This is a genomic window from Yersinia bercovieri ATCC 43970, assembly GCF_013282745.1.
Lineage (GTDB): Bacteria > Pseudomonadota > Gammaproteobacteria > Enterobacterales > Enterobacteriaceae > Yersinia > Yersinia bercovieri.
Genome location: NZ_CP054044.1, coordinates 3,697,702 through 3,723,617 on the forward strand (window position 1 = coordinate 3,697,702; position 25,916 = coordinate 3,723,617).

Here is a 25,916-nt window from a genome sequence, read left to right on the forward strand (position 1 = left end):
AGCTATACCACACTCTCGCGATATCTGGATTTACAGATGACTTAGTCAGATTTTTCCGAAATAGCACTGAGAAATATTTCACGAAACCGATAATAGTGATGCGCTATTACTCTATTTTATAAAAAACACGCCGCATGATAAAGAATTCGCCATATTTGATAGAAATAACGAATTTTATCGGCGTAGCAAAACCGGTACTAAGTGAATTTCATTGTTGAAAAAATACACAAATCTAGAATGGTAGTGATATCAGCCAAATATAGACGGTTCAGGGCTAGCGAATAAGCAGAAGTTATGCTGTAATTTCTTGTCTGATTGCTGTCATTCTGACCTTAAGATTTCAATATATTGATACGGATAGATTTATTTTTATATTACCTATAACATGCTTAGGAACATCAGAATATTGTACCCCCGAATGATATTCTGGGGATTAAACGTAGCTGAAACTGAGTCAGGATAGATGTCACAATCGCCAATTGAGTTAAAAGGCAGTAGTTTTACCCTTTCGGTCATTCATTTACATGATTCACGACCGGAGGTAATCCGTCAGGCATTGCAGGAAAAGGTGGATCAAGCTCCCGCTTTTCTGAAAAACGCCCCTGTTGTGATTAACGTTGCAACGTTACCTAACGGTGCTAACTGGAAAGATATCCAACAGGCTGTCACCTCAGCAGGTCTGCGTATTGTTGGCATCAGTGGTTGTCAAGATGAGCGTCAAAAACGGGCGATAGCACGAGCAGGCTTACCATTACTGAGTGAGGGGAAAGGCCAGAAAAGGGCGCCCGAGCCAGTTATCAGCCCGCCAGAAAACGTTCCGACCAAGACTCGAATCATCAACACGCCAGTCCGTTCTGGCCAACAAATTTATGCTCGTAATTGCGATTTGATTGTTATCAGCAGTGTCAGTGCCGGTGCTGAATTAATTGCCGACGGCAATATTCATATCTATGGAATGATGCGAGGCCGTGCGCTAGCAGGTGCATCCGGTGATGCCCAGTGCCAGATTTTTTGCACGCATCTGGGTGCTGAACTAGTCTCTATCGCAGGGCAGTACTGGTTGAGTGATCAGATTCCGCGTGACTATTTTGGTCAGGCCGCACGTCTGCATCTGCTGGATAACGCACTAACTATACAACCTTTAAATTAAGCCCTTTTGACAAGGAATCCATTTCATGGCACGCATTATTGTTGTTACATCGGGTAAAGGGGGCGTTGGCAAGACCACATCAAGCGCGGCTATCGCAACCGGCTTGGCCCAAAAAGGTAAAAAAACCGTGGTTATCGATTTCGATATCGGCCTACGGAATTTAGATTTAATTATGGGATGCGAGCGCCGTGTCGTTTATGATTTTGTTAATGTCATTCAAGGTGATGCCACCTTGAACCAAGCATTAATAAAAGATAAGCGCACAGATAATCTGTATATCCTGCCCGCTTCTCAGACCCGTGACAAAGACGCCCTGACCAAAGAGGGTGTTGAAAAGATTTTGAATGATCTTGGCGAAATGAACTTCGAGTTCGTGGTGTGTGACTCTCCTGCCGGCATCGAAAGCGGCGCTTTGATGGCACTCTATTTTGCCGATGAAGCAGTCATTACCACCAACCCTGAAGTCTCTTCGGTTCGTGACTCAGACCGCATCCTCGGGATACTGTCATCTAAGTCGCGTCGTGCCGAAAATGGCCAAGATCCGATTAAAGAACATCTGCTGTTGACCCGCTACAACCCAGGGCGCGTTAATCGCGGCGATATGCTTAGCATGGAAGATGTCCTCGACATTCTGAGGATCCCATTGGTTGGCGTTATACCAGAAGACCAGTCAGTACTGCGTGCCTCGAACCAAGGCGAGCCTGTGATTCTGGACAAAGAGTCAGATGCTGGTAAAGCTTATGACGATACCGTTGACCGTCTGCTAGGAGAAGAACGCCCCTTCCGCTTCATCGAAGAAGAGAAGAAGGGCTTCCTGAAACGCCTTTTTGGGGGATAAACCATGGCTTTGTTAGACTTTTTTCTGTCCCGCAAAAAACCGACAGCCAATATAGCCAAGGAACGGCTGCAAATTATCGTCGCTGAACGTCGTCGTGGGGACAGTGCGCCCCACTATTTGCCTGACTTAAAACGCGATATTTTGGCGGTTATTTGTAAATATATCCAGATCGAACCTGAAATGCTGCATGTGCAATTTGAGCAGAAAGGGGATGATATTTCGGTGCTTGAACTTAACGTGACATTACCGGAAACGGAAGAAACACCTAAATGATGTCTTCGCAATAACTAACCCCTGTATTCATTTACAGGGGTGTTTATTTACAGTGCTAGTTATCTATAGCGGATGGCCATCCTATTGACTGTATATATATCCAGCTACATCGCCGCAATTAAATAGACATCCCCACTAAAACAAGAAAATTCTTAATCTCTATTTCAGTTGTTCATAAAGCCCTGATGAATTAAAAACTGAAATAACCAGAGTGAAGTCTCCCCCACCCTGAATATCATTAATAGTGCTGTAAAATCTCGGTCAATTCCGTAGATAACAAATCACCACGCCAACCACTTAATAGTTCAGGCTGAGTCTCTGATAATTTCAATTTCCAATGCCAACTGAGGAGTTGATTTATTTGACGGCGTGATGCCAGTAATTCGCTACTTAGACCAGAGCGCTCACTGACCGACAGAATTAGCGCTTTAATCTCTTTAAAAACTCTCTTGTAGCCGGGCTGGTCAATCAGGTTAGCGACCGGTGGCGGCAGTTGCTCTTCAGGTACTGTATTACCCTCAGCGACCAGCGCCAATAAGGTGCGACCGTGATAGCGAATCTCCTGCCCACTCAGCCCCAAGGAGTCCAGCTCACCTAGCGAAGTGGGCTGATAGCGGGCTACTTGCCAAAGGTTCTCTTCCCGCACCACGAAGTTCACCGCCAAATCGCGCTCACGTGCCTGACGCAAACGCCATGCGGCCAGTTTCTGTAAACATGCCAACTGACGTCCTCGTAGCTGCCAGGCATTGGTAATCTCACGATAGGCGAGTTCTGGGTCCAGTGTCTCACTACGACGACGGCACAACAGCTGACACTCATCTTTAGCCGCATCCATCCGCCCGGCGGCTTCGGTCGCTTCAACTAATTTAGCCGCCAGCGGTAACAGGTAAAACACATCAGCAGCCGCGTAATCACACTGCTTTTCGCTTAATGGCCGGGCTATCCAATCGGTACGAGATTCACTTTTATCTAACTCAACACCTTCAAACTCATTGACCAACATAGCAAAGCCACAAGATAGCGAACGTCCCGAAAATGCGGCCAGTACTTGCGTATCAATCATCGGCGTCGGCATTCTGTCGAAGGCATTTAAAAACACCTCAAGATCTTCGCTGCCAGCGTGCAGGTATTTCACGACAGCCAGATCTTGCAGTAGCTCGCGGAAGGGTTGCCATTCAGTAATTGGCAAAGGGTCAATCAGTGAAAGTTGTTCACCGTCATACAGTTGAATCAGGCCCAACTGCGGATAGTAAGTGCGTGTTCTGACAAACTCAGTATCCAGCGCGACATGAGCATGTTTCCGGGCTTGTTCGCAGACCTGCTGCAACGCATCATTGGTGGTGATCAACTGATAATTCAAAACGTCATTCTCTTGGTCGTTATAACCGCCATCTTGCGAGGGGCGGCTATAGTCTATGGCAAACACAACAACGCCGGCGATGACCGGCGTTGTTGATAATGATTGGGTGATACCGTTACGCTAAGCTGCGTCTTGATCGCCAGCCTTATTGGTAACAAGTTCATCACGCAATTCCCTACGCAAAATTTTGCCGACATTCGATTTCGGCAATTCGTCACGGAACTCGACTATTTTCGGTACTTTATACCCTGTAAGGTAGCGGCGGCAATGGGTTAGCAGCTCTTCCTGTGTCAACGTGGCATCTTTTTTCACGATGAACACTTTTACCGCCTCACCAGCAACCCCATTAGGCACCCCAATGACGGCAGATTCGAGTACTTTCGGATGTAACGCGACCACATCTTCAATCTCATTGGGGTAGACATTAAATCCTGACACCAGAATCATATCTTTTTTACGATCAACAATGCGCAAAAAGCCTTGTTCATCAAGAGTCGCGATATCACCTGTTGCCAACCAGCCCTCCTTTAGCACTTCATCCGTGGCTTCTGGCCGTTGCCAATAGCCTAACATAACTTGTGGGCCACGCACCCATAGTTCACCCGGCTCGCCAAATGCCACATCATGGCCCTCATCATCTACCAGCCGAACATCCGTTGACGGCACCGGTAGGCCAATGCTGCCGCTGTAATGTTTCAAGTCATAAGGGTTACCGGTCACTAACGGTGAACACTCAGTCAGACCATAGCCCTCCAGCAAGTGTTTACCGGTGAGTTTTTCCCAACGTTCAGCCACCGCCTGCTGTACCGGCATTCCCCCGCCGACCGACAACCTCAGCGTAGAGAAATCCAACTTAGCGAACTCTTCGTTATTTAACAAAGCATTAAATAATGTATTCACCCCAGTCATCGCCGTGAATGGGTAATGACTTAGCTCTTTAACCATGCCGGGAATATCGCGCGGGTTGGTGATCAATAAGCTGCGCCCACCCAACTCAATAAACAGCAGGCAGTTCATGGTTAAAGCAAAGATGTGATAGAGCGGCAGCGCGGTGACCACCAATTCATGCCCGGGTTGCAGCAGTGGCGCATAGGCAGCTTTCGCCTGTTCCAGGTTCGACTGCATATTACGGTGGGTCAACATCGCCCCTTTCGCCACCCCCGTCGTGCCGCCGGTATACTGCAAGAAAGCCATATCCGTATTAATCACATCCGGCTTAACATATTGCAGACGGCGACCTTTTTGCAGCGCAGTGCGGAACGAAATGGCATCAGGTAGATAGTATTTCGGCACCAGCCGCTTGATGTATTTCACCACGAAATTCACCAACGTCCCTTTAGCTGCCGACAGTTGATCCCCCATGCGGGTTAAAATGACGTGTTTAACCTGCGTTTTAAAGACCACTTTTTCCAACGTGTGGGCAAAGTTGGAAACAATAACGATCGCCGCAGCGCCGCTATCGTTAAGCTGATGCTCCAACTCTCTTGGGGTGTATAGCGGGTTAACATTCACCACCACCATACCTGCACGTAGAATGCCAAACAAAGCGATAGGATATTGCAGCAGATTGGGCATCATTAATGCGACACGGTCACCTTTTTGCAGCCCCAAACCTTGCTGCAAATAAGCGGCGAAAGCACGACTACGCTCTTCCAGCTTACGGAAAGTCATCACCTCGCCCATATTGATAAACGCGGGTTGATCCGCATAACGCAATGCCGCGTTCTCAAACATTTCCACCAAAGAAGAGTAGCGATCCGGGTCTATCTCTGCGGGGACATCTGCCGGATAACGCTTTAGCCATACTTTTTCCAAGGTAGCGCTCCTGAAATTGTTATTGGTCACGAAGAAAAGACGCAAATTTACACCAGAACTTTAACAATATTTTAACTCAGCGTACCAGTTTGCTTTTAAACAATTTTAAGGTTGGGAGATACATCACTATTTTCTGATATCGAGATCCCATAAATAGTCAAGGCGGCCAATGCCGCCCGAAAAAACACAACAAAATCAGAATGTTATCATTTTATGATAGTGTTAAATATGGTAACCATTTGATTATATAATCTTTTATAGATTAATCGCGGTAAAACAGACATAAAAAAGGCGCTAAATTTAGCGCCTTCTCTCATGATGTGCCTACTTATAATACTGCAACAGCTTACTCAGTGACGATCGTTTGTACCGGCACTGGCCCTGGGCCATACCAACCCCATCCCGGCCCCCACATTTCAGGGTGCCGATAGCCCCATGGCCCCATCGTTGGTGGCAACATCACTTGCTGTTCAAGATGCCAGCGCTTATAGCCCGTGGCATTCATCACCACGAAATTATATGGCGTCATACCAATTTTACCGGCTTCAACTCCGGTGATAGGCCCGACGACGGTGACAAGATGCCCACGGAAATCCGCTGGCTCAAGGAAACCATTCACATAGGCAATAATCCGCCCCTGTGAGGGTTCACCTAATATAGGTCTGGCACCGGAATCCAATGGAACAGTGGCAATCTCAAGCCGGGTGCGATGTGGTTCATTGACCACACTAACCACTGTACCGCCGAAACGCGCCTCCTGACCGATAAATGCCTGCGGTGCGGTTCTGACCAAATTGAGATTTTGCTGCGGCGTTGCTGTCGTGCCCTGAATCGCCGGTGGGATCGTCACGCAACCAGAAAGTAACAACACACCCAAACCCAGCCAACCCAACATCCATTTACGGTTTTTATGTTTTGTCGATTGAGCTACTGACGTTTTAATCGTCATAGTCTGTTACTCCTTATTATCATTAGTTGTCCTAATATTTTAGACTCTAATTTGAATAACAAGTTTCTATACCCTCCATCTTTCACATTACAGCGGCGTTAGCGGCGCTAACTTCCCTAAATTTCTGACTGATGTAAGCTCATCGGGATTGCCGCCTTTCTGTATTGTGAAATCTATTGGGTACTTTTTCTAACGGCCCGGCAGTTTCTTCCAGGTAACTTCGTTGCGCAGATAGACCGGCTCGGCATTTTCCACACTGACAGCTTGCCCGTTCGCCCACAATGAGAGCGCCAAAGGCAGCATATCTTCGGCTTGCGGCAACAGCATTTGGCCGTCAGTAAGTTGCACATTGCTGCCGCTAATCAGTTCAGGATAAGTTTGCCAGCCAGTGCCGACCGTGGCCCAACGACCACTCAGCATTTGAGAGCGTGCCAACGTTTGATCCGGTGTCATCACCGCTTCAGTCGCTTCACCCAGCCAATCCCCGGCGGCATTTCGCTCAAACTCACCCCAATAGACTTCGCCCATGCGGGCATCTATCGCGGCCAATACTCGCGACGCCGCCGTCAGACGAAATGCGCCCTGGGCCATGGTTTGTAGTGTGGAGACACCAATCATCGGCAAGTCAGCACCCAGTGCCAGCCCTTGAGCAATACCGATACCAATACGCACCCCCGTAAAACTACCGGGGCCTCGGCCAAAGGCCAATGCATCAAGCTGCCCTAGTGATAAGCCCGATTCAGCCAACACTTGCTGCACCAGCGGTAAAATACGTTGGGTGTGTTCCCGTGGGCAAAGCTCAAACAGTGCCTGGACTTCGCCGTTATTCCAGAGTGCGACAGAACAAGCTTCTGTTGCGGTATCGATCGCTAAAATTCGCGTGGACATGCCAACCTCGGCAGGAAAAGAGTATCAATTCAATACAGGGCGCGCATGATAGCACACCCCTGCTCGTTTTTCTTTTAATCGCGTTGCTTGAGAAAAGCGATAGCTTTCGCCAATGAGCGGGTGCGGGGGGCTGGTGGCAGGCTATTAAGGAACATAGCGCCATAAGGGCGCATCACCAACCGATTATCACAGATAACCAGCACACCGCGATCATCAATGTCACGAATCAATCGCCCCACGCCCTGCTTCAACGTGATAACAGCATCGGGCAATTGCACATCATTGAAGGGGTCCCCCCACGCAGACGGCAATCCTCAATCCGTGCTTTCAGTAACGGATCATCCGGTGAGGTGAATGGCAGTTTGTCGATGATAACGCAAGATAATGCATCGCCGCGAACATCCACCCCTTCCCAAAAACTGCTGGTCGCGACAAGCAGCGCATTACCCGCCGCCACAAACTGCGCCAGTAGCTGCCCTTTGCTGGTTTCACCTTGCACCAAAACCGGCAATGTCATGCTGGCGCGAAACTCCTCCGCCAATCCGCGCATCATCTGGTGCGAGGTGCAGAGGAAGAAACAGCGCCCTTTATTGGCATCAATTAAGGGTTTTAGCATCACCGCCAGTTTGCGGGCCGCCCCCGGCTCATTGGCAGAGGGCAGATTACGCGGCACACAGAGCAAAGCTTGATTAGCATAATCAAACGGGCTGGGCAACAGCAAGGTTCTGGCGTTGGTCAGCCCTAGCCGAGCAGTAAAATGGGATAATTGGTCGTTAACCGATAGCGTGGCGGAGGTGAAAATCCAAGTTCCCGGCTTCTCTTCAATCAACTCACGGAAGCGATCGGAGACCGAAAGTGGTGTCAGCGCCAAAATAAAGTGGCGGGAATTGCACTCATACCAGTAGCTGTAACCGGGTGTGGTGACCTCTTTTAAGCGCTTTAGGCGGTTACGATAGACAGTAGCGCGCTCAAAGGCGGCATCTAACATGGCTGAGCGCCCTAGCGACAGTTTCATCACGTCATAACATAGCTCTAGCGCATCATCGAGTAACAACAGCGCCCGCTGAATCGCAGGCTGCTCCATCACGTCACGTAAATTGCCGCGATAACCCGGATCACCCAGAACCAGGCGGAAATCTTGCGTGCTTTGCGATAGGCGATCAGCACTTTTCTGCAATTGCGCCGAGTCCCGCACTTCGGTGCGATAAGCAATAATGATATCTTTCGCCAGATCCATCAGCTGTCTGCTGGTGAGCTGCTGGCCGAAATATTGGCTGGCAATATCTGGAATCTGATGGGCTTCATCGAAGATCATGACATCGGCGGTGGGGATCAATTCAGCAAAACCGCTCTCTTTGACCACCATATCAGCCAGAAACAGATGATGGTTAACCACCACCACATCCGCATCCATCGCCTTGCGGCGAGCTTTCACCACAAAACACTCTTGGTACAACGGGCAATCACTGCCCAGACAGTTATCATTGGTACTGGTCACCAGCGGCCAGACAAAACTGTCCTCAGCGACCTGACCACAAGTGCTGATATCGCCATCAATCGTCTCCGCTGACCAGCCGCGCAGGCGAACCAGATCGACCAGTGTTTCACCCGCCAACTCGCCCCCCGCCAATGATTGCTGCTCAAGGCGCTCCAGACAGAGGTAGTTGGAACGCCCTTTAAGCAAGGCCAATTTCCCTTTATATTTCAAGGCGGTTGCCACGGTGGGCAGATCGCGGGAATAGAGCTGGTCTTGTAACGCTTTGGAGCCGGTGGAGATGATCACTTTGCAATCAGCCCGCAGTGCCGGTGCCAAATAGGCAAATGTTTTGCCAGTACCCGTGCCCGCCTCAACCACCAATTGCTGTTTGCCATCAATGGATTCACTGATGGCCGCAGCCATCTGGCGCTGGGACTCTCGGGGATTAAAACCTGTAATGGCCTGCGCCAGTGCGCTATCTGTTGCAAAATCGTCTATCACACTGTCTCTTCCGGGCGAAATCAGCGGTGATTATGCCAAGCCTATCGCCCCGCGACTACACATTCTCACCATTAGCTATGCTACCCTTATGCCAATAACTGACATTAAGATTCACATAAGGGAGTGAAAATGAGTATTGAGCGAATTAATCCAGCAAAACGTTGGTCCGATGCGGTGATTCACAACGACACCATTTACTACACCAGTGTGCCGGAAAATCTGGATGCCGACGCCACCGCGCAGACCGCTAACACGCTGGCGGCGATTGATATCATGCTGAATCAGCTCGGTTCAGATAAAAGCCGTATTCTGGATGCCACCATCTTTTTGGCTGATAAAGCTGATTTCGCGGCGATGAATGCGGCGTGGGATGCCTGGGTGGTCGACGGCCATGCGCCTGTGCGCTGTACTGTCGAATCCAAGTTGATGAATCCGAAGTATAAAGTTGAGATCAAAATTATTGCGGCAATCTAGTTTACTGCGCGTTACGAGCAGGTATCAATACAGATTATACCCAAAGTAATTGGCGTTGCAGGTAGGCAGCCAGCAAGCGAATCCCGATGAGCTTACACAAGTAAGTGATTCGGGTTCGTGCGCGCAGCGAACACCCCTGCAACTTCAAGTACGACGGGTATATTAGGACAACTTAATCATCACCATCCCAGCCAGCAGCAAAATAAGACCAATCCATCCCTTATAGTTCAGGCGCTGGTTAAATAAAATCCAGCCGGCCGCCACAGTTGCCGCAATACCAAAGCCGCCCCACAAAGCATAAGCCACTGATAATTCTATGCCTTTAACCGCCTGCGCCAAGGCGCTAAATGCCCCTAACACCGACAGCAATGATAAGATGCCCAACCATACACGGCGAAAACCATCTGACATCTTCAGCAAGATATTGGCGATGATCTCCAAAATGACCGCCAGAATCAGAAAGGCAATATGATAAAACTCAAGCTGTTGCATGGTGCTCACCTGCATTCCTGCTCTGGTTACCCGGCTTCTTCGGTTTACGGGTTCCTGATTTCACTAACATAATCCCTGCCACCAAGGTTGCTAAGCCCGCTATTTTCAGCACGGATAGACTTTCATCAAACCACAACACACTAAAAATAGTGATAATCAGAATGCCAATCCCTTCCCACAAGGCATACGCCACCCCCAGCGCCACTTTTTTAACCGCCAGAGCCAGCAAAATATAGGAGCCGGTTATCATAAAATACATCACGATATGCCCGGTCATCTCACCGCTGACACTGGCGTACTTCATTGATAAAGTGCCAATGATCTCAGCAACAATAGCTAACCCCAAAAATATCCAATAAATCATCTTTCTTCTCCTAACACGCATCAACGCACGCTAAGGTCTATTTATTACGGTTATCCTCACTTGGCACCCTATTTACAAGGCATAGGTGTGCGCAGGCCGTAAGAAATAGAAACTCACTTGGCGTATAATTTTTTTCGAAAATTGACTTAAAACGGAAGAGGAGAGACGCTACAGCTCGCTGCACCAGTGATGCTCACTGGCCAGAATGGCAGACAGGAAGAGTTGACAGGTAGAAGGTTTGAAAGTAATTCCATTAATTTTCATCATAATATATCTATTTTTTTTAGCCACACCTGCCTTAGCCACCTACTTGTTAGCCAAACCTAGTGCGATACGCCTAAAATCCTCATCAAATTGGAATAATTAACTAGTGCAGTTTTACCACAGCCAATTTTATAAAGCAAACCATCAATTTAGCAAATAGTTTAAAAAAAGAGATTTAAAAATAATAAGTTAGTGATTTCAAAAAAACAAAACCCCTGCATGACAGGGGTTTTGTTTTTAGCACGAATGCTGGGATTCTCCCGTCAGTTCAGGGAGTTAGAACAACTTATGCAGTCGCACCCGCAACAGCTTGTTTCGCTAATTCTGTAATGCGCGCATAGTCACCTTTTTCCAGCGCATCCACCGGAACCAACCATGAACCGCCAATACACAGCACGCTCTTCAGCGCCAGATAATCGCGGTAGTTATTAGGTGTAATCCCACCCGTTGGGCAGAAACGCACTTGTGAGAATGGGCCGCCGATGGCTTGCAGTGCTTTAACACCGCCGTTGGCTTCAGCTGGGAAGAATTTAAACTCACGCAGGCCATAGCTCATGCCCAACATCAGCTCTGAAACAGTGCTGATCCCAGGAATCAGTGGGATAGAGCCTTTCGTTGCCGCTTTAAGTAGTTCATCCGTCAGCCCAGGGCTGATAGCAAACTGTGCACCCGCCTCCACTACGTCAGCCAATTGCTGCGGATTAAGCACGGTGCCGGCACCCACAATCGCCTCAGGCACTTCTTTGGCAATGGCGCGGATCGCCTCAACAGCACAAGGGGTGCGCAACGTCACTTCCAGTACCCGAACGCCGCCTGCCACCAAGGCTTTTGCCAAGGGTACTGCTTGCTCGAGCTGGGTAATCACAATCACCGGGACAACGGGGCCTGCGGTCATGATCTGTTCTGCGCTCGTTTTCCAGCTTTTCATCAGTTGTTATCTCCACTTATGCCGATTGGCATGTACTCACCCGAAGGTGTCAGTTGAAATATGGCAGGCAGAGCTCCTACAGATGCTCTCCGCCTGCCATAAAGAATCAGAATGCGAGCCAGCTAACGGCTCTTTATTATTGCGCGGGCCTCCTGCCCCTAGCTGCCCGCCTGCATCCCTGACGGTGGCACACCAGCAAAATCTCATCTGCTGATGTGTTGAGTCATCAACTTATTCGAACTCGTTCCATGAACGGCCATCACGGGTGATCATGGCAACAGATGCTACCGGCCCCCATGTCCCGGACTGGTAAGGTTTAGGTGCTTCGTTATCCGCCGCCCATGCATCCATGATTGAATCCACCCACTTCCAAGCTTCCTCAACCTCATCACGGCGAACAAACAGCGCCTGAATCCCACGCATGGTCTCCAGTAACAGTCGCTCGTAGGCGTCAGCGAGGTGCTGTTCGTTAAACGTCTTAGAGAAACTGAGGTCAAGTTTGGTGGTTTGCAGACGGTGCTTATGCTCCAGACCCGGCACTTTGTTCAGCACTTCAATTTCGATGCCTTCATCCGGTTGCAAACGAATGGTCAGCTTGTTCTGTGGCAATTGCTGATAGGACTCGCGGAACAGATTCAGCGCAGGGTTTTTGAAGTAAACCACCACCTCTGAACACTTGCTTGGCAGGCGCTTACCGGTTCTCAAATAGAACGGCACACCGGCCCAACGCCAGTCATCAATATCGACACGAATAGAGACGAAGGTCTCAGTATTACTGCTCTTATTCGCCCCCTCCTCTTCGAGATAGCCAGGCACTTTATTACCCTGCACAAACCCAGCCGTGTACTGGCCACGCACGGTTGTTTCCCGCACATTGGTGTGATCGATACGGCGTAGCGATCGCAGCACTTTCACTTTCTCATCACGGATACGGTCAGTGCTCAGATCCGCCGGCGGTGACATGGCAATCATGGTCAGGATTTGCAGCAAGTGGTTCTGGATCATGTCGCGCATCTGACCGGCCTGATCAAAATAGCCCCAGCGCCCTTCAATACCCACCTCTTCTGCCACCGTGATCTGCACGTGATCAATGGTGCGATTATCCCAGTTGGAAGCAAACAGCGAGTTAGCAAACCGCAGTGCTAACAGATTTAGCACTGTCTCTTTGCCCAAATAGTGGTCGATGCGATAGACCTGGCACTCGTTAAAATATTCAGCAACCTGATCGTTTATCACCCGAGAAGAGGCCAAATCCGTCCCCAAAGGTTTCTCCATCACCACTCGGCTTGGCTCTTTATTCAGCCCCGCCTCACCTAACCCTTTGCAAACCGCACCAAAAGTGCTCGGCGGCATCGCAAAGTAGTTAATGGTTATGCGATTTTTTTGATCCAGCATTTTGCCCAATTTGGTGAAATGCTTGCTGTCATTGACATCTAAGTTACAGAAATCGAGACGTGAACTGAGCTTTTGCCACAATTCATCGTCCAATGCCTCTTTCATAAAGGTATCGAGGGCTTCCTTTACCACGGCTGTGTACGCGTCTTTATCCCAATCGGCACGGCCTACGCCGATGATCCGAGTATCTGGGTGGATGTGACCCGCTTTCTCTAATTGGTAAAGGGAAGGCAGCAGTTTCCGGCGAGCCAAGTCTCCCTTAGCGCCGAAAATCACCAGATCACACGCCTGGGCTGCTTGGCCTGTATTAGTTACCGCCATGTTATTCTCCTCGTTGCAGGATATTTGTAATTTTCTTACATTCCTAATGTACTCTCTTTGGCTATAGCCAGTAAACCCAGATAAAAGTGAATCAAAAAAGGTTAAAAAACATCCATTCAGGCGGCAGGCCGCGTCAAATCAGGCTGCGCAACTTAAAAATGTAATTTTATGACGTTTTTGACAACCATTTACCATTATGAAAATTAGACACAGGTCATATTCTGGTGAAAAAGCCACACTTCCCACCAGATGCCACTGCCAACGGGTCCCAGCTCGTAGTATATTTTCATTAAACCGACATAGATTTCTCCTTTAAATGAAATCGGTAAAACCCATGGGTGACTCTCGTTATATGAATACGCTGGAAAATATCCAAAATAATCTGGACCTCCTGAGCAAATCTGAAAGGAAAGTCGCCGAGGTGATCCTTGCCTCCCCGCAAACAGCTATCCATTCAAGTATCGCCACCCTCGCCAAAATGGCGAACGTCAGCGAACCCACGGTAAACCGTTTTTGCCGTCGGCTGGATACCAAAGGTTTCCCTGATTTTAAACTTCATTTGGCACAAAGTCTGGCTAATGGCACACCTTATGTGAACCGAAATGTTGAAGAAGATGATAGTGTAGCCGCTTACACCGGTAAAATTTTCGAATCGACCATGGCCAGTCTGGATATGGTGAAAAACAATTTAGACATTGCCGCTATCAATCGGGCCGTGGATCTATTGACCCAGGCCAAGAAGATTTCGTTCTTTGGCCTGGGTGCATCTGCTGCTGTGGCCCATGATGCAATGAATAAATTTTTCCGCTTCAACATTCCGGTAATTTATTTTGATGATATCGTGATGCAACGTATGAGTTGCATGAATTCCAGTGAAGGTGATGTGGTGGTATTAATATCCCATACCGGTCGCACAAAAAGCCTGGTTGAGTTAGCTCACTTAGCTCGTGAAAACGATGCCACCGTGATTGCTATTACCTCGCGCGATACACCACTGGCAAATGAAGCGACATTACCACTGCTGTTAGATGTGCCGGAAGACACCGATATGTACATGCCGATGGTGTCCCGCATTGCTCAACTGACATTAATTGATGTCCTGGCGACGGGTTTTACCCTACGCCGCGGGGCAAAGTTCAGGGATAACCTGAAACGGGTTAAAGATGCATTGAAAGAGTCTCGTTTTGATAAAGATTTACCGCGCGTCAACAGCGGTGAATAGAGATATAAATGCGAAAGAGATGTCAGACGCGGAAGTCGCCTTGTTTGGCCTGGCCTGAAAATTGTGTTAGCGCATCTTCCGTCGTCACAATTTGACGTATTATTGAAAAATAAACGTTACTTTGGCTCAGGTAAATGTCACCAGAGCCGATATGTTGAGAAAGAGCTCGCTTTGTAAGTCGATCATTTTGTGTATCGATCGTTTTTACATCCGCAAGCGGATAACATGCATGACATGATTTTGTCGTAAAACATGAAAAAGTTTCGTCGTAAAATTTGTAGCTTAGTTACATTTTACTCGGATTATTATCCGCTGTTTTAACAACACCATGCTTCATCAGTCAACGGAGTAAGAGATGTCCAGACGGCTCAGAAGGACCAAAATTGTTACTACACTGGGGCCGGCTACTGACCGCGACAATAATCTGGAAAAGATTATTGCTGCTGGTGCTAACGTAGTCCGCCTGAATTTTTCCCATGGTAGCGCTGAAGATCATGAGTTGCGGGCAAATAAAGTCCGTGAAATCGCCGCTCGACTTGGGCGTCATGTTGCTATTCTTGGCGATTTACAAGGTCCTAAAATCCGGGTATCTACTTTTAGGGAAGGCAAAGTTTTCCTTAATGTGCACGATAAATTCCTGCTTGATGCCAACATGGCTAAAGGCGAAGGCGATAAAGATAAAGTCGGTATCGATTATAAGGGCCTACCCGCGGATGTCGTCCCTGGTGATATTCTGCTGCTGGATGATGGCCGGGTACAGTTGAAAGTGATTGAAGTTCAAGGCATGAAGGTCTTCACCGAAGTCACCGTCGGCGGCCCGCTCTCTAATAATAAAGGCATTAACAAACTCGGTGGCGGCCTGTCAGCAGAAGCGCTGACTGAAAAAGATAAAGCCGATATTGTTACCGCCGCTAAAATTGGCGTAGATTTCCTGGCAGTCTCCTTCCCGCGTACTGGCGAAGATTTACACTATGCGCGTCGTCTGGCCCGTGATGCGGGTTGCAATGCGCAAATCGTGGCCAAAGTTGAGCGCGCTGAAGCGGTGGCAACCGATGAGGCCATGGATGACATCATCCTCGCTTCTGATGTGGTGATGGTTGCTCGTGGTGACTTGGGGGTGGAAATTGGTGACCCTGAATTAGTCGGTATCCAGAAAAAACTGATTCGCCGCGCTCGCCAGCTTAACCGTGCGGTGATCACCGCGACTCAGATGATGGAGTCGATGATTACTAACCCAATGCCAACTCGTGCAGAAGTCATGGACGTGGCAAACGCGGTACTGGATGGCACCGATGCCGTGATGTTGTCGGCAGAAACCGCAGCCGGTCAGTATCCGGCAGAGACAGTGGCTGCAATGGCGCGAGTCTGTCTGGGCGCAGAAAAAATCCCCAGCATTAATGTCTCTAAGCACCGCCTTGATGTGCAATTCGACAATGTCGAAGAAGCTATTGCGATGTCGACCATGTATGCGGCAAACCATCTGAAAGGGATTACGGCGATTATCGCCATGACCGAATCAGGTCGCACTGCGCTGATGATGTCCCGTATCAGCTCCGGTTTACCCATCTTTGCGATGTCACGTCACGACCATACTTTGAATCTGACGGCTATCTACCGTGGCGTCACCCCGGTCTATTGCGATACCCACACTGATGGTATTCTTGCCGCCACTGAGGCGGTTAATCGATTGAAAGATAAAGGCTTCCTGGTTTCTGGCGATCTGGTGATCGTGACCCAAGGTGATGTGATGGGGACGATTGGCACCACCAATACCAGCCGTATCATTCGCGTTGAATAATCAATTTTAAGCCTTAATTAGCAAAAAGCCCGCTAATCAATAGCGGGCTTTTTATGTTCAATCTTAATGGTTGTACCCAAAGAAATTGGCGTTAAAGATCCTTGCGCACATAGGGCTCGATCTCGCCTTCTTTGCGGGTTTTCAGTAGCTTAAGAATCCAGGTGTACTGCTCGGGATTAGGTTTAACCAACAGCTCCACCTCTTCATTCATCCGACGGGCGATATAGGTATCATCAGCATCCGCCAAATCATCCATCGGTGGACGAATATAAATATCAAGGCGATGTTCACGATAATTATAGACTGGGAACATCGGCACAATCGCCGCACGGCAGACTTTCATCAACCGCCCAACCGCTGGCAATGTTGCTTTATAGGTGGCGAAGAAATCGACAAATTCGCTTTGCTCAGGGCCGTAGTCCTCATCGGGCAGATAGTAGCCCCAGAATCCCTGACGTACTGAGCTGATAAAGGGCTTGATACCACTCTCACGCGCATGAATACGCCCACCAAACCGCAAACGCGCACTGTTCCATAAATAGTCCACCAGCGGATTACGCTGATGATGGAACATACCGGCAACCGGTTTACCCTGCTCGGCTAACAGCATGGCCGGAATATCAATTGACCAGGCATGAGGCACTAACAGAATAACGTTACGCTCCTGCCGTTGCAGCTCGTCCAAGATATCCAATCCGTGCCAATGAACGCGAGACAGTACTTTTTTCGGATCGCGAAAACAGAGTTCAGCCATCATCATCAGCGGCTGTGCCGCAGTGGCAAACATCTGATCAATGATATGTTCGCGTTCAGCTTCTGGCAGTTCCGGCATGCAATAAAGAAGATTTATGCGGGCACGGCGACGGCCGCTCTTAGCGAACTTCCCTGCAAGACGGCCAATACCCGCCAGCAATGGATCACGGAATTTAGGCGGGACATAAGCCATCGCCGCCATTGCTCCGGCGCCCAACCAAACACCCCAAAATCGTGGGTGTAGGAAAGATTTTTTAAATACCGGAATAAAGCCAGCGGCGTCGTTTTTCTCTTTATGCATGGAGGAACTCTTGGAGTTGGCAGTGGGCTAATAATAACATACCCTTGATCCTTGAAGTTACAGGGGATTAGTGACGCTCGTTACTCGACCCATCCATGGATCTCGCCACGACGAGGCGACGACCAACACCCCCCCATAACTCCAGGTATAAAACTCTCCGGTAGAACGTGGCTACCGGATAACGGTTAATCTAATTGCAGTTGTGGAATAACCTGCTTGGCGATAGCCAGATATTCACTGCGATCTTTACCACTTAAGCCTTCCGAACGCGGCAATTTGGCGGTTAATGGGTTAACGGCTTGCTGGTTCATCCAGAATTCATAGTGCAGATGCGGGCCAGTAGAACGGCCAGTGTTACCTGACAACGCAATGCGATCGCCACGTTTAACTTTCTGACCCGGCTTAACCAGCAATTTCTTCAAATGCATATAACGGGTGGTGTACTGGCGACCATGGCGAATAGCCACATAGTTGCCCGCCGCTCCACTGCGTTTTGCAATCACCACTTCACCATCACCAACAGCAAGAACGGGCGTTCCTACTGGCATCGCGAAATCCACACCTTTGTGTGGCGCAACACGCCCAGTTACCGGGTTAATGCGGCGAGGATTGAAGTTAGAGGAGATTCGGAACTGTTTCATGGTTGGGAAACGCATAAAACCACGGGCCAAACCAGAACCCTGACGATCGTAGAACTTACCGTCATCGGCACGAATAGCGTAGTAATCCTTACCGCCGGAGCGCATACGAACCCCGACCAACTGGCTCTGCTCACTGCGGCCATCAAGAATTTCACGTGACATCAAAACCGAGAACTGATCACCTTTGCGCAGTTTGGCGAAATCTAACTGCCACTGCAGTGCTTTGGTTACCGCACGAATTTCAGAGCTGGTTAAGCCCGCCTTCTTGGCACTGGTCACAAAGCTGCCATCAAGGCTGCCAGCCAGAACTTTGTTGCTCCACTCGCCCTTTTGTAGCTCTTTCGTCTCTTTGAATGTATTGCCGACACGATCATAAGTGCGCGTTTCACGGCGAGACATTTCCCACGTCAGACGTTGCAAATCACCTGCATCATTGACGGTCCAGGAGATTTGCTGCCCAATTTTCAAATTACGAAGGTCGCGGTTTGAGGTGGCGAGCAGGGAGACATCCGAAATATCGATACCATACTGGGTAAGAATGCTGCTCAGGGTATCCCCCGTAGAGACAACATACTCATGGACGCCGGTTTCGCTGGCATCTTTGGCATCTAATTCGTCTTGCGGAATTTCATCATCAGGTGTGGGCTGATCAATGGGTTCACTGGCTTCAGGTAATAAAATGCGGGTTTGACTGGTATCTAATACCACGCTCTTGGCGATCGGCTCATGCTCAGGGTGATAAACAAAAGGCCGCCAAACAGCTACAGCCAGTGTCATTACAGTCAACGACCCCAACATAATTCGATGGGGCCGAGGGAGATTGTTATACGCCAGAGTGATAGTTCGGACTATCTGCTGCACTTATGAGTATCCTTTTAATCTTGCTTCAGGCAGCTCACGTATTGGTTCGACAACTGAGACAGAAAGTCCACATAGCTGTCCTTGCCTAATACTATGCCGCTGCCCAAGGGATCCAACGTACCTGAACGGACGCCTGTTCCTTTGGCAACGGCATTAATGACGGCCGGCCTGAATTGTGGCTCAGCAAAAACGCATACCGCTTTGTGCTCAACCAACTGTGTTCGAATTTGATGTAAACGCTGCGCACCAGGCTGTATTTCGGGATTGACTGTAAAATGCCCTAATGGGCTCAAGCCAAAGTGTTTTTCAAAGTAGCCATAGGCATCATGAAAAACGAAGTATCCCTTACCTTGGGCAGGCTTTAGCATAGTAGCAATATTTTTTTCATTTTGCGCTAGTTGATCCTCGAATCGGCGCAGGTTTGCATCTAATTTGTCCTTATTTTGCGGCATAAGTTCCAATAATCTGTCGTGAATCGCGATTGCAGATTGTTTTGCTATGGTAGGCGACAACCAAATATGCATATTGTATTCGCCGTGGTGATGCTCATCAGCACTATTATCTTTAGCATGATCATGGTCATGCCCTGCGGCTTCCCCTTCATGCTCCTCATCTTCATCACCTTTCATTAATAAAGGCATAATGGATGGGAGCTGAGCCAATGCAATTTGTGTTTTATCAGCAACTTGTGAAAGAGGTTTGGATAAAAATGCTTCCATTTCCGGGCCGACCCAAATAACCAGCTCAGCACTGCGTAACCGCTGGACATCTGATGGACGAAGCGCATAATCGTGCGGCGAGGCACCATCGGGCAATAAAACCTCAGTCGGTAACACGCCATCAGCAATGGCAGAGGCAATAAAACCTAATGGTCGTACTGAAGTAACGACCGCAGCTGAGGCAATATTAAATGGGTTGGCAATGACAATTGCGCTGGCTAGCATTGCCCGTTTTAGCCACTTATTTTTATGTAACATAATACGAATTCTCGACGTTTTGTTGAGTAAAGCGTAATATTATAACATCCATTCGGTTCTGCAAACGTAATCATAATGTCCACATTGGTAACTCTAAATAAGATATCCGTCACTTTTGGTTCTCGGCGGGTACTGAATGATATCTCCCTTTCTCTGCGTCCGGGAAGGATTCTGACTCTGCTCGGGCCAAATGGCGCAGGTAAATCGACACTGGTTCGCGTGGTGCTGGGATTGGTTGCCCCCACCAGCGGCACGCTGATTCGCCAGCCGGGGCTACGCATTGGTTATGTTCCGCAAAAGCTCCATCTGGATGCCACATTGCCTCTCACGGTCAGCCGTTTTATGCGGCTGAAACCCGGTGTCAAAAAGGCCGATATCTTGCCAGCACTTAAGCGGGTACATGCCGCGCATTTGTTGGATCAGCCGATGCAAAAACTGTCCGGCGGTGAAAACCAGCGGGTGCTGCTGGCACGCGCATTGCTGAACCGCCCACAGCTATTAGTGCTGGATGAACCAACGCAAGGTGTTGATGTTAATGGGCAACTGGCACTGTATGACTTGATCGAGCAATTACGCAAGGAGTTGGGCTGCGCCGTGCTGATGGTCTCCCATGACTTGCATTTAGTGATGGCTAAAACCGATGAAGTTTTGTGCCTAAACCAACATATTTGCTGCTCTGGTGCGCCGGAAGTGGTTTCAACACATCCTGAATTTATCGCCATGTTTGGCAATCGCGGTGCCGAACAGTTAGCCGTTTATCGCCATCACCATAACCATCGCCACGATCTGCACGGAAAGATTATTTTGAAAAACAGCGGGAGTCGTGACGCATGATTGAACTATTGCTGCCGGGCTGGTTAGCTGGCATTTTGCTGGCGACAGCCGCTGGCCCATTGGGCTCTTTTGTCGTCTGGCGGCGGATGTCCTATTTTGGTGATACCCTGGCCCACGCCTCGCTACTGGGTGTGGCATTCGGTTTGCTGCTCAATGTAAATCCTTTTTATGCCGTCATTGTTATGACCATGGTGCTAGCACTGATTTTGGTGTGGTTGGAGCGTCGTCCACAGCTCGCGGTCGACACCCTACTGGGGATCATGGCTCACAGCGCATTATCTCTGGGTCTGGTGGTGGTTAGCCTGATGCATAATGTGCGAGTCGATTTGATGGCCTATCTGTTTGGCGATCTGCTGTCAGTCACATTGAGTGATATCTGGTTGATTGCTGCTGGGGTGATGGTGGTCTTGGGGGTGTTGTGTTGGCAGTGGCGCGCTTTGCTATCAATGACCGTCAGCCCAGAATTGGCTCATGTGGATGGGGTTAATCTGGAGCGGGTTCGGATGTTGCTGATGCTGGTCACCGCACTGACGATAGGGTTATCGATGAAGTTTGTCGGCGCTCTGATTATCACCTCACTGCTGATAATCCCAGCTGCTGCCGCTCGTCGTTTTGCCCGCACACCTGAGCAGATGGCGGGAATTGCCGTCGGTATTGGTGTGATTGCCGTGACTGGCGGCTTAACCTTCTCGGCTTTATATGACACACCCGCCGGGCCTTCAGTGGTGCTTTGTGCCGCGGTGATGTTTGTACTGAGCTTGTCACAAAAAGCGCGCGGATAGTGGTTTTGATTGAGTAGGGCTTAGCTTGATAAGTCCTGAGGTTATTAACAAAGTGCCGGTTGCGGAGAGAACAGCTAGATCGTAAAGACGCCGTAAATCCCTCCCTGGAGGCTCGAGCCGCGCCATCCCTGGCGCGGACGCTTTACTCTTCTACCCGTCCTCTCCGTTCCAGATCGCACCATCGGGGTTTGTCAGCAGTCTGAGGGCTTATCTTAATAAGCCCCATTTTTATCGCCGTACTACCCGCTTTAAGGCGGTTAACTACGCACCCCCTAGCTGTAGCTTACTCTTCGCGGGTGATACCAAAATGTTTGTAGGCATGATTAGTGGCAATACGCCCACGGGGAGTGCGCTGAATAAAGCCTTGCTGGATGAGATAAGGTTCCAGTACATCCTCAATGGTTTCCCGCTCTTCGCCAATAGCTGCCGCCAGGTTATCCAGCCCTACCGGGCCGCCCATAAACTTATCAATCACAGCCAGCAAGAGTTTACGGTCCATAAAGTCGAACCCTTCAGCATCGACATTCAGCATATCCAGTGCTTTCATCGCCACATCACCATCAATGGCACCATCAGCTCGCACCTCAGCAAAATCCCGCACGCGGCGTAATAGCCGGTTGGTGATTCGTGGCGTGCCTCTTGAACGACGCGCCAACTGGTGCGCCCCTTCAGCGGTTAACTCCAGCCCCATACATCTGGCGCTGCGCGAAACAATGTGTTCTAAATCAGCGACCTGGTAAAACTCAAGGCGCTGCACAATACCAAAGCGATCACGTAACGGCGAGGTCAATGAGCCAGCACGGGTCGTGGCGCCGATCAAGGTAAAGGGCGGTAAATCAAGTTTGATTGAGCGGGCTGCTGGGCCTTCGCCAATCATGATATCCAACTGGTAATCTTCCATGGCTGGATACAGAATCTCTTCGACGACCGGTGACAGGCGGTGTATTTCATCAATAAACAGCACATCGTGCGGCTCAAGATTGGTCAACATCGCGGCTAAATCACCCGCTTTTTCCAGCACGGGGCCGGAAGTGGTGCGCAGATTCACCCCCATCTCATTGGCGACAATATTCGCCAATGTGGTTTTACCCAAGCCTGGCGGGCCGAAGATCAGCACGTGGTCGAGTGCATCACCGCGCTGTCTGGCCGCTTGAATAAAGATTTCCATTTGCTCACGGACATGGGGCTGCCCGACATATTCAGCCAACAGTTTCGGGCGGATGGCCCGATCAATGCTCTCTTCATCACTGATAACGCCCGCTGAGATCAGGCGGTCGGCTTCAATCATCATCTTCCCCTATTTATAACGCGGCACGCAGAGCATCACGGATCAAGGTTTCACAATCCGCCCCCGGTTTAGCGATTTTGCTCACCAAACGGCTGGCTTCCTGCGGCTTATAGCCTAACGCCACCAAGGCTGAAGCGGCTTCAGCTTCAATATCCGCATCAGAGAGTTGTGATGAAGAGGAGGCCGGTAAGGTGATGTCGCCGGTATTGTTGAACAGGTCGCCATTCAGCCCCTTGAAGCGGTCTTTCATTTCGACCACCAAACGTTCAGCCGTCTTCTTACCAACACCCGGTAGTTTTACCAGTGTCGTAATATCTTCGCGCTCAACCGCTGCCACAAACTGCTGCGCTGACATACCGGAGAGAATGGCTAACGCCAATTTTGGCCCGACGCCGTTCACTTTGATCAATTCGCGAAACAGTGCCCGCTCCTGCTTATCATTGAAGCCGTACAGCAGTTGGGCATCTTCACGCACGATAAATTGGGTAAAGATAATGGCTTCCTGCCCCAGTTCAGGCAGCTCATAAAAACAGGTCATTGGCAGTTGGACTTCATAGCCAACACCGTTTGCTTCCAACAGCACCAGTGGTGGCTGTTTTTCCAAAATGATACCTCTGAGGCGGCCTATCACGTGAATCTCTCCTTACCCATAATCCCCTTTGCACTTGAAGCTGCATAGATGCTAGCGGCAATTCAAATTACTTTGGGTAGAAACATAATTGGCTGTTTATAGCATAAAAAAGGCTGGATGGATATCCAGCCCGTAATAACAGTTAACCGGCTCGCATTAAAACCTGGGTCAACGGATCCTGCCGCGCGCCAATGTCATCTGATTATTACCCAATCGAAGGGTATTTTGGCTGAGATGACAGTGAGTGATGGCAATAGCCAAGGCATCGGCCGCATCGGCCTGAGGATTCGCAGGTAGCTTCAACAGTGAACGCACCATGTGCTGAACCTGGCTTTTTTCAGCAGCTCCCGTTCCTACGACGGTTTGCTTCACCTGACGAGCGGCATATTCAGAAACCGGCAAATTCAGGTTTACCGCAGCAACAATCGCCGCCCCACGCGCTTGCCCCAGTTTTAAAGCCGAATCTGGATTTTTCGCCATAAACACTTGTTCAATAGCAAAAAAATCGGGTTGGAACTGAGTGATGATTTCAGTCACGCCAGCATAAATCAGCTTCAGCCGCGTTGGCATATCGTCAACCACAGTACGGATACAGCCGCTACCCAGATAAGTGAGTTGGCGACCCTCCTGGCGGATGACGCCATAGCCGGTGACCCGAGAACCGGGATCGATACCTAATACGATCGCCATACCAATTTATTTACCTTGTTCGCCCAGTTGCGGCTCAACGATATGACTTTAGTGATACCGAGGGATAAAAGCACCACATTAATCGGGCCTCTGCGGCACTGCAAATAAATATCCTCCGGCATAGCCGGAGGTTTTTCATATGCGCCTATAAGGCTCTCTTACCTGCCGCGCCCTAACAGGCGCATCGCGATCTGACATTTGCATCACAATTCGTTACTTACGGCCCGTAAACGGGCTACCCGGATAGGGGATCGACAACTGCTCACCCATTTTATCCTCTTCCAGTTGGTGTTTTATGTATTCTTGTATCCTGGCTGTATTTTTACCCACCGTATCAACGTAATACCCTCGACACCAAAACTCCCGGTTACGATATTTGAACTTCAAATCGCCAAACTGCTCATAAAGCATCAGGCTACTCTTTCCCTTTAGGTATCCCATAAAGCCCGACACACTCATCTTGGGTGGGATTTCCAGAAGCATATGGATGTGATCCACACAACATTCCGCTTCCAGAATATTCACGTTCTTCCATTCGCACAGCTTTCTTAAAATACTGCCAATCGCTTTGCGCTTTTCCCCGTAGAACACCTGTCTTCGGTACTTCGGCGCAAATACTATGTGATATTTACAGTTCCATCGCGTGTGCGCTAAGCTCTTTTCGTCCCTCATAGGGACCCCCTTTTGATTTCTTGTTGAACGTTTGCAGTTGCCAGACCGCAAACTGTTTTAACAAATCAAAAGGGGTTTTTATAACTGACTCAAAGCTGAAAGCTTTACGGAACCCCCAGCCTAGCTGGGGGTTTTCTGTGCACAAAAACGCTGGCCACTAACAGTGACCAGCGATGATGACAGATATCGCTAATGTGTAGCATGAGATAGCACAGCTTTACAGTGTTGCTGCAACTTCATCAGAGATTTCACCATTATGGTAAACCTCTTGCACATCATCAGAATCTTCCAGCATGTCGATCAAACGCAGCAGTTTTGGTGCTGTTTCGGCATCCAGATCCGCTTTGGTTGATGGGATCAAAGCGACTTCCGCGCCTTCTGCCACTAGCCCTGTGGCATCTAAAGCATCTTTTACCGCCCCCAGAGACTCCCAAGGCGTGAACACGTCAATGGCACCATCGTCATAGACCACGATATCATCTGCACCCGCTTCCAACGCCGCATCCATCACGGCATCTTCTTCCAAACCTGGCGCGTAAGAGATGACGCCTTTTTTGGTGAACAGGTAAGAAACAGAGCCATCAGTCCCCAGATTGCCACCGGTTTTGGTGAATGCATGGCGGACTTCAGATACGGTACGGTTACGGTTATCACTCAGACACTCAACCATCACGGCAGTGCCGCCTGGGCCATAGCCTTCGTAAATGATTGTTTCCATGTTGTTATCTTCATCACCACCAACACCACGGGCAATTGCACGGTTCAGGGTGTCGCGTGTCATGTTATTCGACAGCGCTTTATCGATAGCCGCACGTAACCGTGGGTTCGCACCGGGATCACCGCCACCCAGACGGGCGGCAGTCACCAGCTCGCGGATAATTTTAGTAAAAATCTTACCGCGTTTGGCATCCTGCGCCGCTTTGCGGTGTTTTGTGTTGGCCCATTTACTATGACCTGCCATAAGTATCTCCAAAATA

At 49.3% G+C, this 25,916-nt stretch carries 24 protein-coding genes and 1 pseudogene; 8 read left to right on the forward strand and 17 right to left on the reverse strand.

Features of this window, described 5'->3' with window-relative positions; translation table 11 throughout:
• Positions 1-463 precede the first annotated feature (463 nt).
• From minC to minE, 3 genes are read left to right on the forward strand one after another with little or no spacing between them, the layout of a single operon-like run.
• Positions 464-1,150, forward strand: a complete 687-nt coding sequence (gene minC, locus HRK25_RS16785) for a septum site-determining protein MinC (RefSeq protein ID WP_005270226.1) — start codon at positions 464-466, stop codon at positions 1,148-1,150.
• A 25-nt stretch (positions 1,151-1,175) separates the two neighbouring features.
• Entirely contained in the window at positions 1,176-1,988 is an 813-nt protein-coding gene (gene minD / locus HRK25_RS16790; protein ID WP_004874204.1) for a septum site-determining protein MinD, read from the forward strand.
• Positions 1,989-1,991: 3 nt separating this feature from the next.
• Complete coding sequence (minE, locus tag HRK25_RS16795) at positions 1,992-2,261, forward strand: cell division topological specificity factor MinE (protein WP_004874203.1); 270 nt, start codon at positions 1,992-1,994, stop codon at positions 2,259-2,261.
• A 238-nt stretch (positions 2,262-2,499) separates the two neighbouring features.
• On the opposite strand, the gene rnd is transcribed toward minE, so the two are convergent.
• The 5 genes and pseudogenes from rnd to HRK25_RS16820 form a co-directional block, all read right to left on the reverse strand.
• Positions 2,500-3,621 (reverse strand): ribonuclease D, encoded by a 1,122-nt coding sequence (gene rnd / locus HRK25_RS16800; protein WP_032896268.1) that lies wholly within the window; start codon positions 3,619-3,621, stop codon positions 2,500-2,502.
• 120 nt (positions 3,622-3,741) lie between these two features.
• A complete protein-coding gene (gene fadD, locus HRK25_RS16805) occupies positions 3,742-5,436 on the reverse strand; it encodes a long-chain-fatty-acid--CoA ligase FadD (protein WP_005270222.1) in 1,695 nt (564 codons plus the stop codon).
• Positions 5,437-5,782: 346 nt separating this feature from the next.
• A complete protein-coding gene (locus HRK25_RS16810) occupies positions 5,783-6,385 on the reverse strand; it encodes a Slp family lipoprotein (RefSeq protein WP_005270219.1) in 603 nt (200 codons plus the stop codon).
• Positions 6,386-6,574: 189 nt separating this feature from the next.
• Positions 6,575-7,273, reverse strand: a complete 699-nt coding sequence (tsaB, locus tag HRK25_RS16815) for a tRNA (adenosine(37)-N6)-threonylcarbamoyltransferase complex dimerization subunit type 1 TsaB (RefSeq protein ID WP_005270209.1) — start codon at positions 7,271-7,273, stop codon at positions 6,575-6,577.
• 74 nt (positions 7,274-7,347) lie between these two features.
• Positions 7,348-9,251 (reverse strand): annotated as a pseudogene (locus HRK25_RS16820) (ATP-dependent DNA helicase).
• Between the two features lie 129 nt (positions 9,252-9,380).
• Between HRK25_RS16820 and HRK25_RS16825 the strand changes: the two are divergent.
• A complete protein-coding gene (locus HRK25_RS16825) occupies positions 9,381-9,725 on the forward strand; it encodes a RidA family protein (RefSeq protein ID WP_032896141.1) in 345 nt (114 codons plus the stop codon).
• Between the two features lie 162 nt (positions 9,726-9,887).
• Here the strand turns inward: HRK25_RS16825 and mdtI are convergent, their stop codons facing one another.
• From mdtI to zwf, 4 genes are all read right to left on the reverse strand, one after another.
• Complete coding sequence (mdtI, locus tag HRK25_RS16830) at positions 9,888-10,217, reverse strand: multidrug/spermidine efflux SMR transporter subunit MdtI (RefSeq protein WP_005163022.1); 330 nt, start codon at positions 10,215-10,217, stop codon at positions 9,888-9,890.
• Complete coding sequence (gene mdtJ, locus HRK25_RS16835; protein WP_005270198.1) at positions 10,204-10,581, reverse strand: multidrug/spermidine efflux SMR transporter subunit MdtJ; 378 nt, start codon at positions 10,579-10,581, stop codon at positions 10,204-10,206. The genes mdtI and mdtJ overlap by 14 nt, the downstream gene beginning before the upstream one ends.
• Positions 10,582-11,131: 550 nt before the next feature.
• Entirely contained in the window at positions 11,132-11,773 is a 642-nt protein-coding gene (locus tag HRK25_RS16840; RefSeq protein WP_005270196.1) for a bifunctional 4-hydroxy-2-oxoglutarate aldolase/2-dehydro-3-deoxy-phosphogluconate aldolase, read from the reverse strand.
• Between the two features lie 231 nt (positions 11,774-12,004).
• Positions 12,005-13,489, reverse strand: coding sequence for a glucose-6-phosphate dehydrogenase (gene zwf / locus HRK25_RS16845; RefSeq protein ID WP_005270195.1), 1,485 nt, complete (start codon positions 13,487-13,489; stop codon positions 12,005-12,007).
• Between the two features lie 352 nt (positions 13,490-13,841).
• On the opposite strand from zwf, the gene HRK25_RS16850 reads away from it, so the two are divergent.
• Together HRK25_RS16850 and pyk are read left to right on the forward strand one after the other, a co-directional pair.
• A complete protein-coding gene (locus HRK25_RS16850) occupies positions 13,842-14,711 on the forward strand; it encodes a MurR/RpiR family transcriptional regulator (RefSeq protein WP_032896265.1) in 870 nt (289 codons plus the stop codon).
• Between the two features lie 355 nt (positions 14,712-15,066).
• Positions 15,067-16,509: a pyruvate kinase gene (gene pyk / locus HRK25_RS16855; protein ID WP_005270189.1), complete on the forward strand. Its 1,443-nt coding sequence runs from the start codon at positions 15,067-15,069 to the stop codon at positions 16,507-16,509.
• Between the two features lie 91 nt (positions 16,510-16,600).
• On the opposite strand, the gene lpxM is transcribed toward pyk, so the two are convergent.
• The 3 genes from lpxM to znuA form a co-directional block, all read right to left on the reverse strand.
• A complete protein-coding gene (gene lpxM, locus HRK25_RS16860) occupies positions 16,601-17,563 on the reverse strand; it encodes a lauroyl-Kdo(2)-lipid IV(A) myristoyltransferase (protein WP_005270187.1) in 963 nt (320 codons plus the stop codon).
• Positions 17,564-17,748: 185 nt separating this feature from the next.
• Complete coding sequence (gene mepM, locus HRK25_RS16865) at positions 17,749-19,065, reverse strand: murein DD-endopeptidase MepM (protein WP_032896137.1); 1,317 nt, start codon at positions 19,063-19,065, stop codon at positions 17,749-17,751.
• A 14-nt stretch (positions 19,066-19,079) separates the two neighbouring features.
• Positions 19,080-20,042, reverse strand: a complete 963-nt coding sequence (gene znuA, locus HRK25_RS16870) for a zinc ABC transporter substrate-binding protein ZnuA (protein WP_005270183.1) — start codon at positions 20,040-20,042, stop codon at positions 19,080-19,082.
• Positions 20,043-20,117: 75 nt separating this feature from the next.
• Between znuA and znuC the strand changes: the two genes are divergently transcribed.
• Both znuC and znuB read left to right on the forward strand, forming a co-directional pair.
• On the forward strand, positions 20,118-20,876 hold the full coding sequence (znuC, locus tag HRK25_RS16875; protein WP_005270181.1) for a zinc ABC transporter ATP-binding protein ZnuC: 759 nt from the start codon (positions 20,118-20,120) through the stop codon (positions 20,874-20,876).
• Positions 20,873-21,658 (forward strand): zinc ABC transporter permease subunit ZnuB, encoded by a 786-nt coding sequence (znuB, locus tag HRK25_RS16880; protein WP_032896133.1) that lies wholly within the window; start codon positions 20,873-20,875, stop codon positions 21,656-21,658. Before znuC ends, znuB begins: the two co-directional genes overlap by 4 nt.
• A gap of 283 nt (positions 21,659-21,941) precedes the next feature.
• Here the strand turns inward: znuB and ruvB are convergent, their stop codons facing one another.
• From ruvB to HRK25_RS16905, 5 genes are all read right to left on the reverse strand, one after another.
• Positions 21,942-22,946 carry a Holliday junction branch migration DNA helicase RuvB gene (gene ruvB / locus HRK25_RS16885; RefSeq protein ID WP_032899200.1) on the reverse strand — a complete coding sequence of 335 codons (1,005 nt, stop codon included), beginning with the start codon at positions 22,944-22,946 and terminating at the stop codon, positions 21,942-21,944.
• A gap of 13 nt (positions 22,947-22,959) precedes the next feature.
• The gene (gene ruvA, locus HRK25_RS16890; RefSeq protein WP_032899199.1) at positions 22,960-23,577 is read right to left on the reverse strand and encodes a Holliday junction branch migration protein RuvA; all 618 of its coding nucleotides are present in this window, start codon (positions 23,575-23,577) and stop codon (positions 22,960-22,962) included.
• 168 nt (positions 23,578-23,745) lie between these two features.
• A complete protein-coding gene (gene ruvC, locus HRK25_RS16895; RefSeq protein ID WP_005279945.1) occupies positions 23,746-24,267 on the reverse strand; it encodes a crossover junction endodeoxyribonuclease RuvC in 522 nt (173 codons plus the stop codon).
• A 213-nt stretch (positions 24,268-24,480) separates the two neighbouring features.
• A complete protein-coding gene (gene tnpA / locus HRK25_RS16900; protein ID WP_032899290.1) occupies positions 24,481-24,939 on the reverse strand; it encodes an IS200/IS605-like element IS1541B family transposase in 459 nt (152 codons plus the stop codon).
• A gap of 217 nt (positions 24,940-25,156) precedes the next feature.
• Positions 25,157-25,900: a YebC/PmpR family DNA-binding transcriptional regulator gene (locus tag HRK25_RS16905; protein ID WP_005272090.1), complete on the reverse strand. Its 744-nt coding sequence runs from the start codon at positions 25,898-25,900 to the stop codon at positions 25,157-25,159.
• Positions 25,901-25,916: the final 16 nt, after the last annotated feature.

What these genes read in the sequence shown, in the direction of transcription:
- minC (WP_005270226.1), top strand. Translation starts at nt 464, where the DNA reads ATGTCACAATCGCCAATTGAGTTAAAAGGCAGTAGTTTTACCCTTTCG.
- minD (WP_004874204.1), top strand. Translation starts at nt 1,176, where the DNA reads ATGGCACGCATTATTGTTGTTACATCGGGTAAAGGGGGCGTTGGCAAG.
- minE (WP_004874203.1), top strand. Translation starts at nt 1,992, where the DNA reads ATGGCTTTGTTAGACTTTTTTCTGTCCCGCAAAAAACCGACAGCCAAT.
- HRK25_RS16810 (WP_005270219.1), bottom strand. Translation starts at nt 6,385, where the DNA reads ATGACGATTAAAACGTCAGTAGCTCAATCGACAAAACATAAAAACCGT.
- tsaB (WP_005270209.1), bottom strand. Translation starts at nt 7,273, where the DNA reads ATGTCCACGCGAATTTTAGCGATCGATACCGCAACAGAAGCTTGTTCT.
- HRK25_RS16825 (WP_032896141.1), top strand. Translation starts at nt 9,381, where the DNA reads ATGAGTATTGAGCGAATTAATCCAGCAAAACGTTGGTCCGATGCGGTG.
- mdtI (WP_005163022.1), bottom strand. Translation starts at nt 10,217, where the DNA reads ATGCAACAGCTTGAGTTTTATCATATTGCCTTTCTGATTCTGGCGGTC.
- mdtJ (WP_005270198.1), bottom strand. Translation starts at nt 10,581, where the DNA reads ATGATTTATTGGATATTTTTGGGGTTAGCTATTGTTGCTGAGATCATT.
- HRK25_RS16840 (WP_005270196.1), bottom strand. Translation starts at nt 11,773, where the DNA reads ATGAAAAGCTGGAAAACGAGCGCAGAACAGATCATGACCGCAGGCCCC.
- zwf (WP_005270195.1), bottom strand. Translation starts at nt 13,489, where the DNA reads ATGGCGGTAACTAATACAGGCCAAGCAGCCCAGGCGTGTGATCTGGTG.
- HRK25_RS16850 (WP_032896265.1), top strand. Translation starts at nt 13,842, where the DNA reads ATGAATACGCTGGAAAATATCCAAAATAATCTGGACCTCCTGAGCAAA.
- pyk (WP_005270189.1), top strand. Translation starts at nt 15,067, where the DNA reads ATGTCCAGACGGCTCAGAAGGACCAAAATTGTTACTACACTGGGGCCG.
- lpxM (WP_005270187.1), bottom strand. Translation starts at nt 17,563, where the DNA reads ATGCATAAAGAGAAAAACGACGCCGCTGGCTTTATTCCGGTATTTAAA.
- znuA (WP_005270183.1), bottom strand. Translation starts at nt 20,042, where the DNA reads ATGTTACATAAAAATAAGTGGCTAAAACGGGCAATGCTAGCCAGCGCA.
- znuC (WP_005270181.1), top strand. Translation starts at nt 20,118, where the DNA reads ATGTCCACATTGGTAACTCTAAATAAGATATCCGTCACTTTTGGTTCT.
- znuB (WP_032896133.1), top strand. Translation starts at nt 20,873, where the DNA reads ATGATTGAACTATTGCTGCCGGGCTGGTTAGCTGGCATTTTGCTGGCG.
- ruvB (WP_032899200.1), bottom strand. Translation starts at nt 22,946, where the DNA reads ATGATTGAAGCCGACCGCCTGATCTCAGCGGGCGTTATCAGTGATGAA.
- ruvC (WP_005279945.1), bottom strand. Translation starts at nt 24,267, where the DNA reads ATGGCGATCGTATTAGGTATCGATCCCGGTTCTCGGGTCACCGGCTAT.
- tnpA (WP_032899290.1), bottom strand. Translation starts at nt 24,939, where the DNA reads ATGAGGGACGAAAAGAGCTTAGCGCACACGCGATGGAACTGTAAATAT.
- HRK25_RS16905 (WP_005272090.1), bottom strand. Translation starts at nt 25,900, where the DNA reads ATGGCAGGTCATAGTAAATGGGCCAACACAAAACACCGCAAAGCGGCG.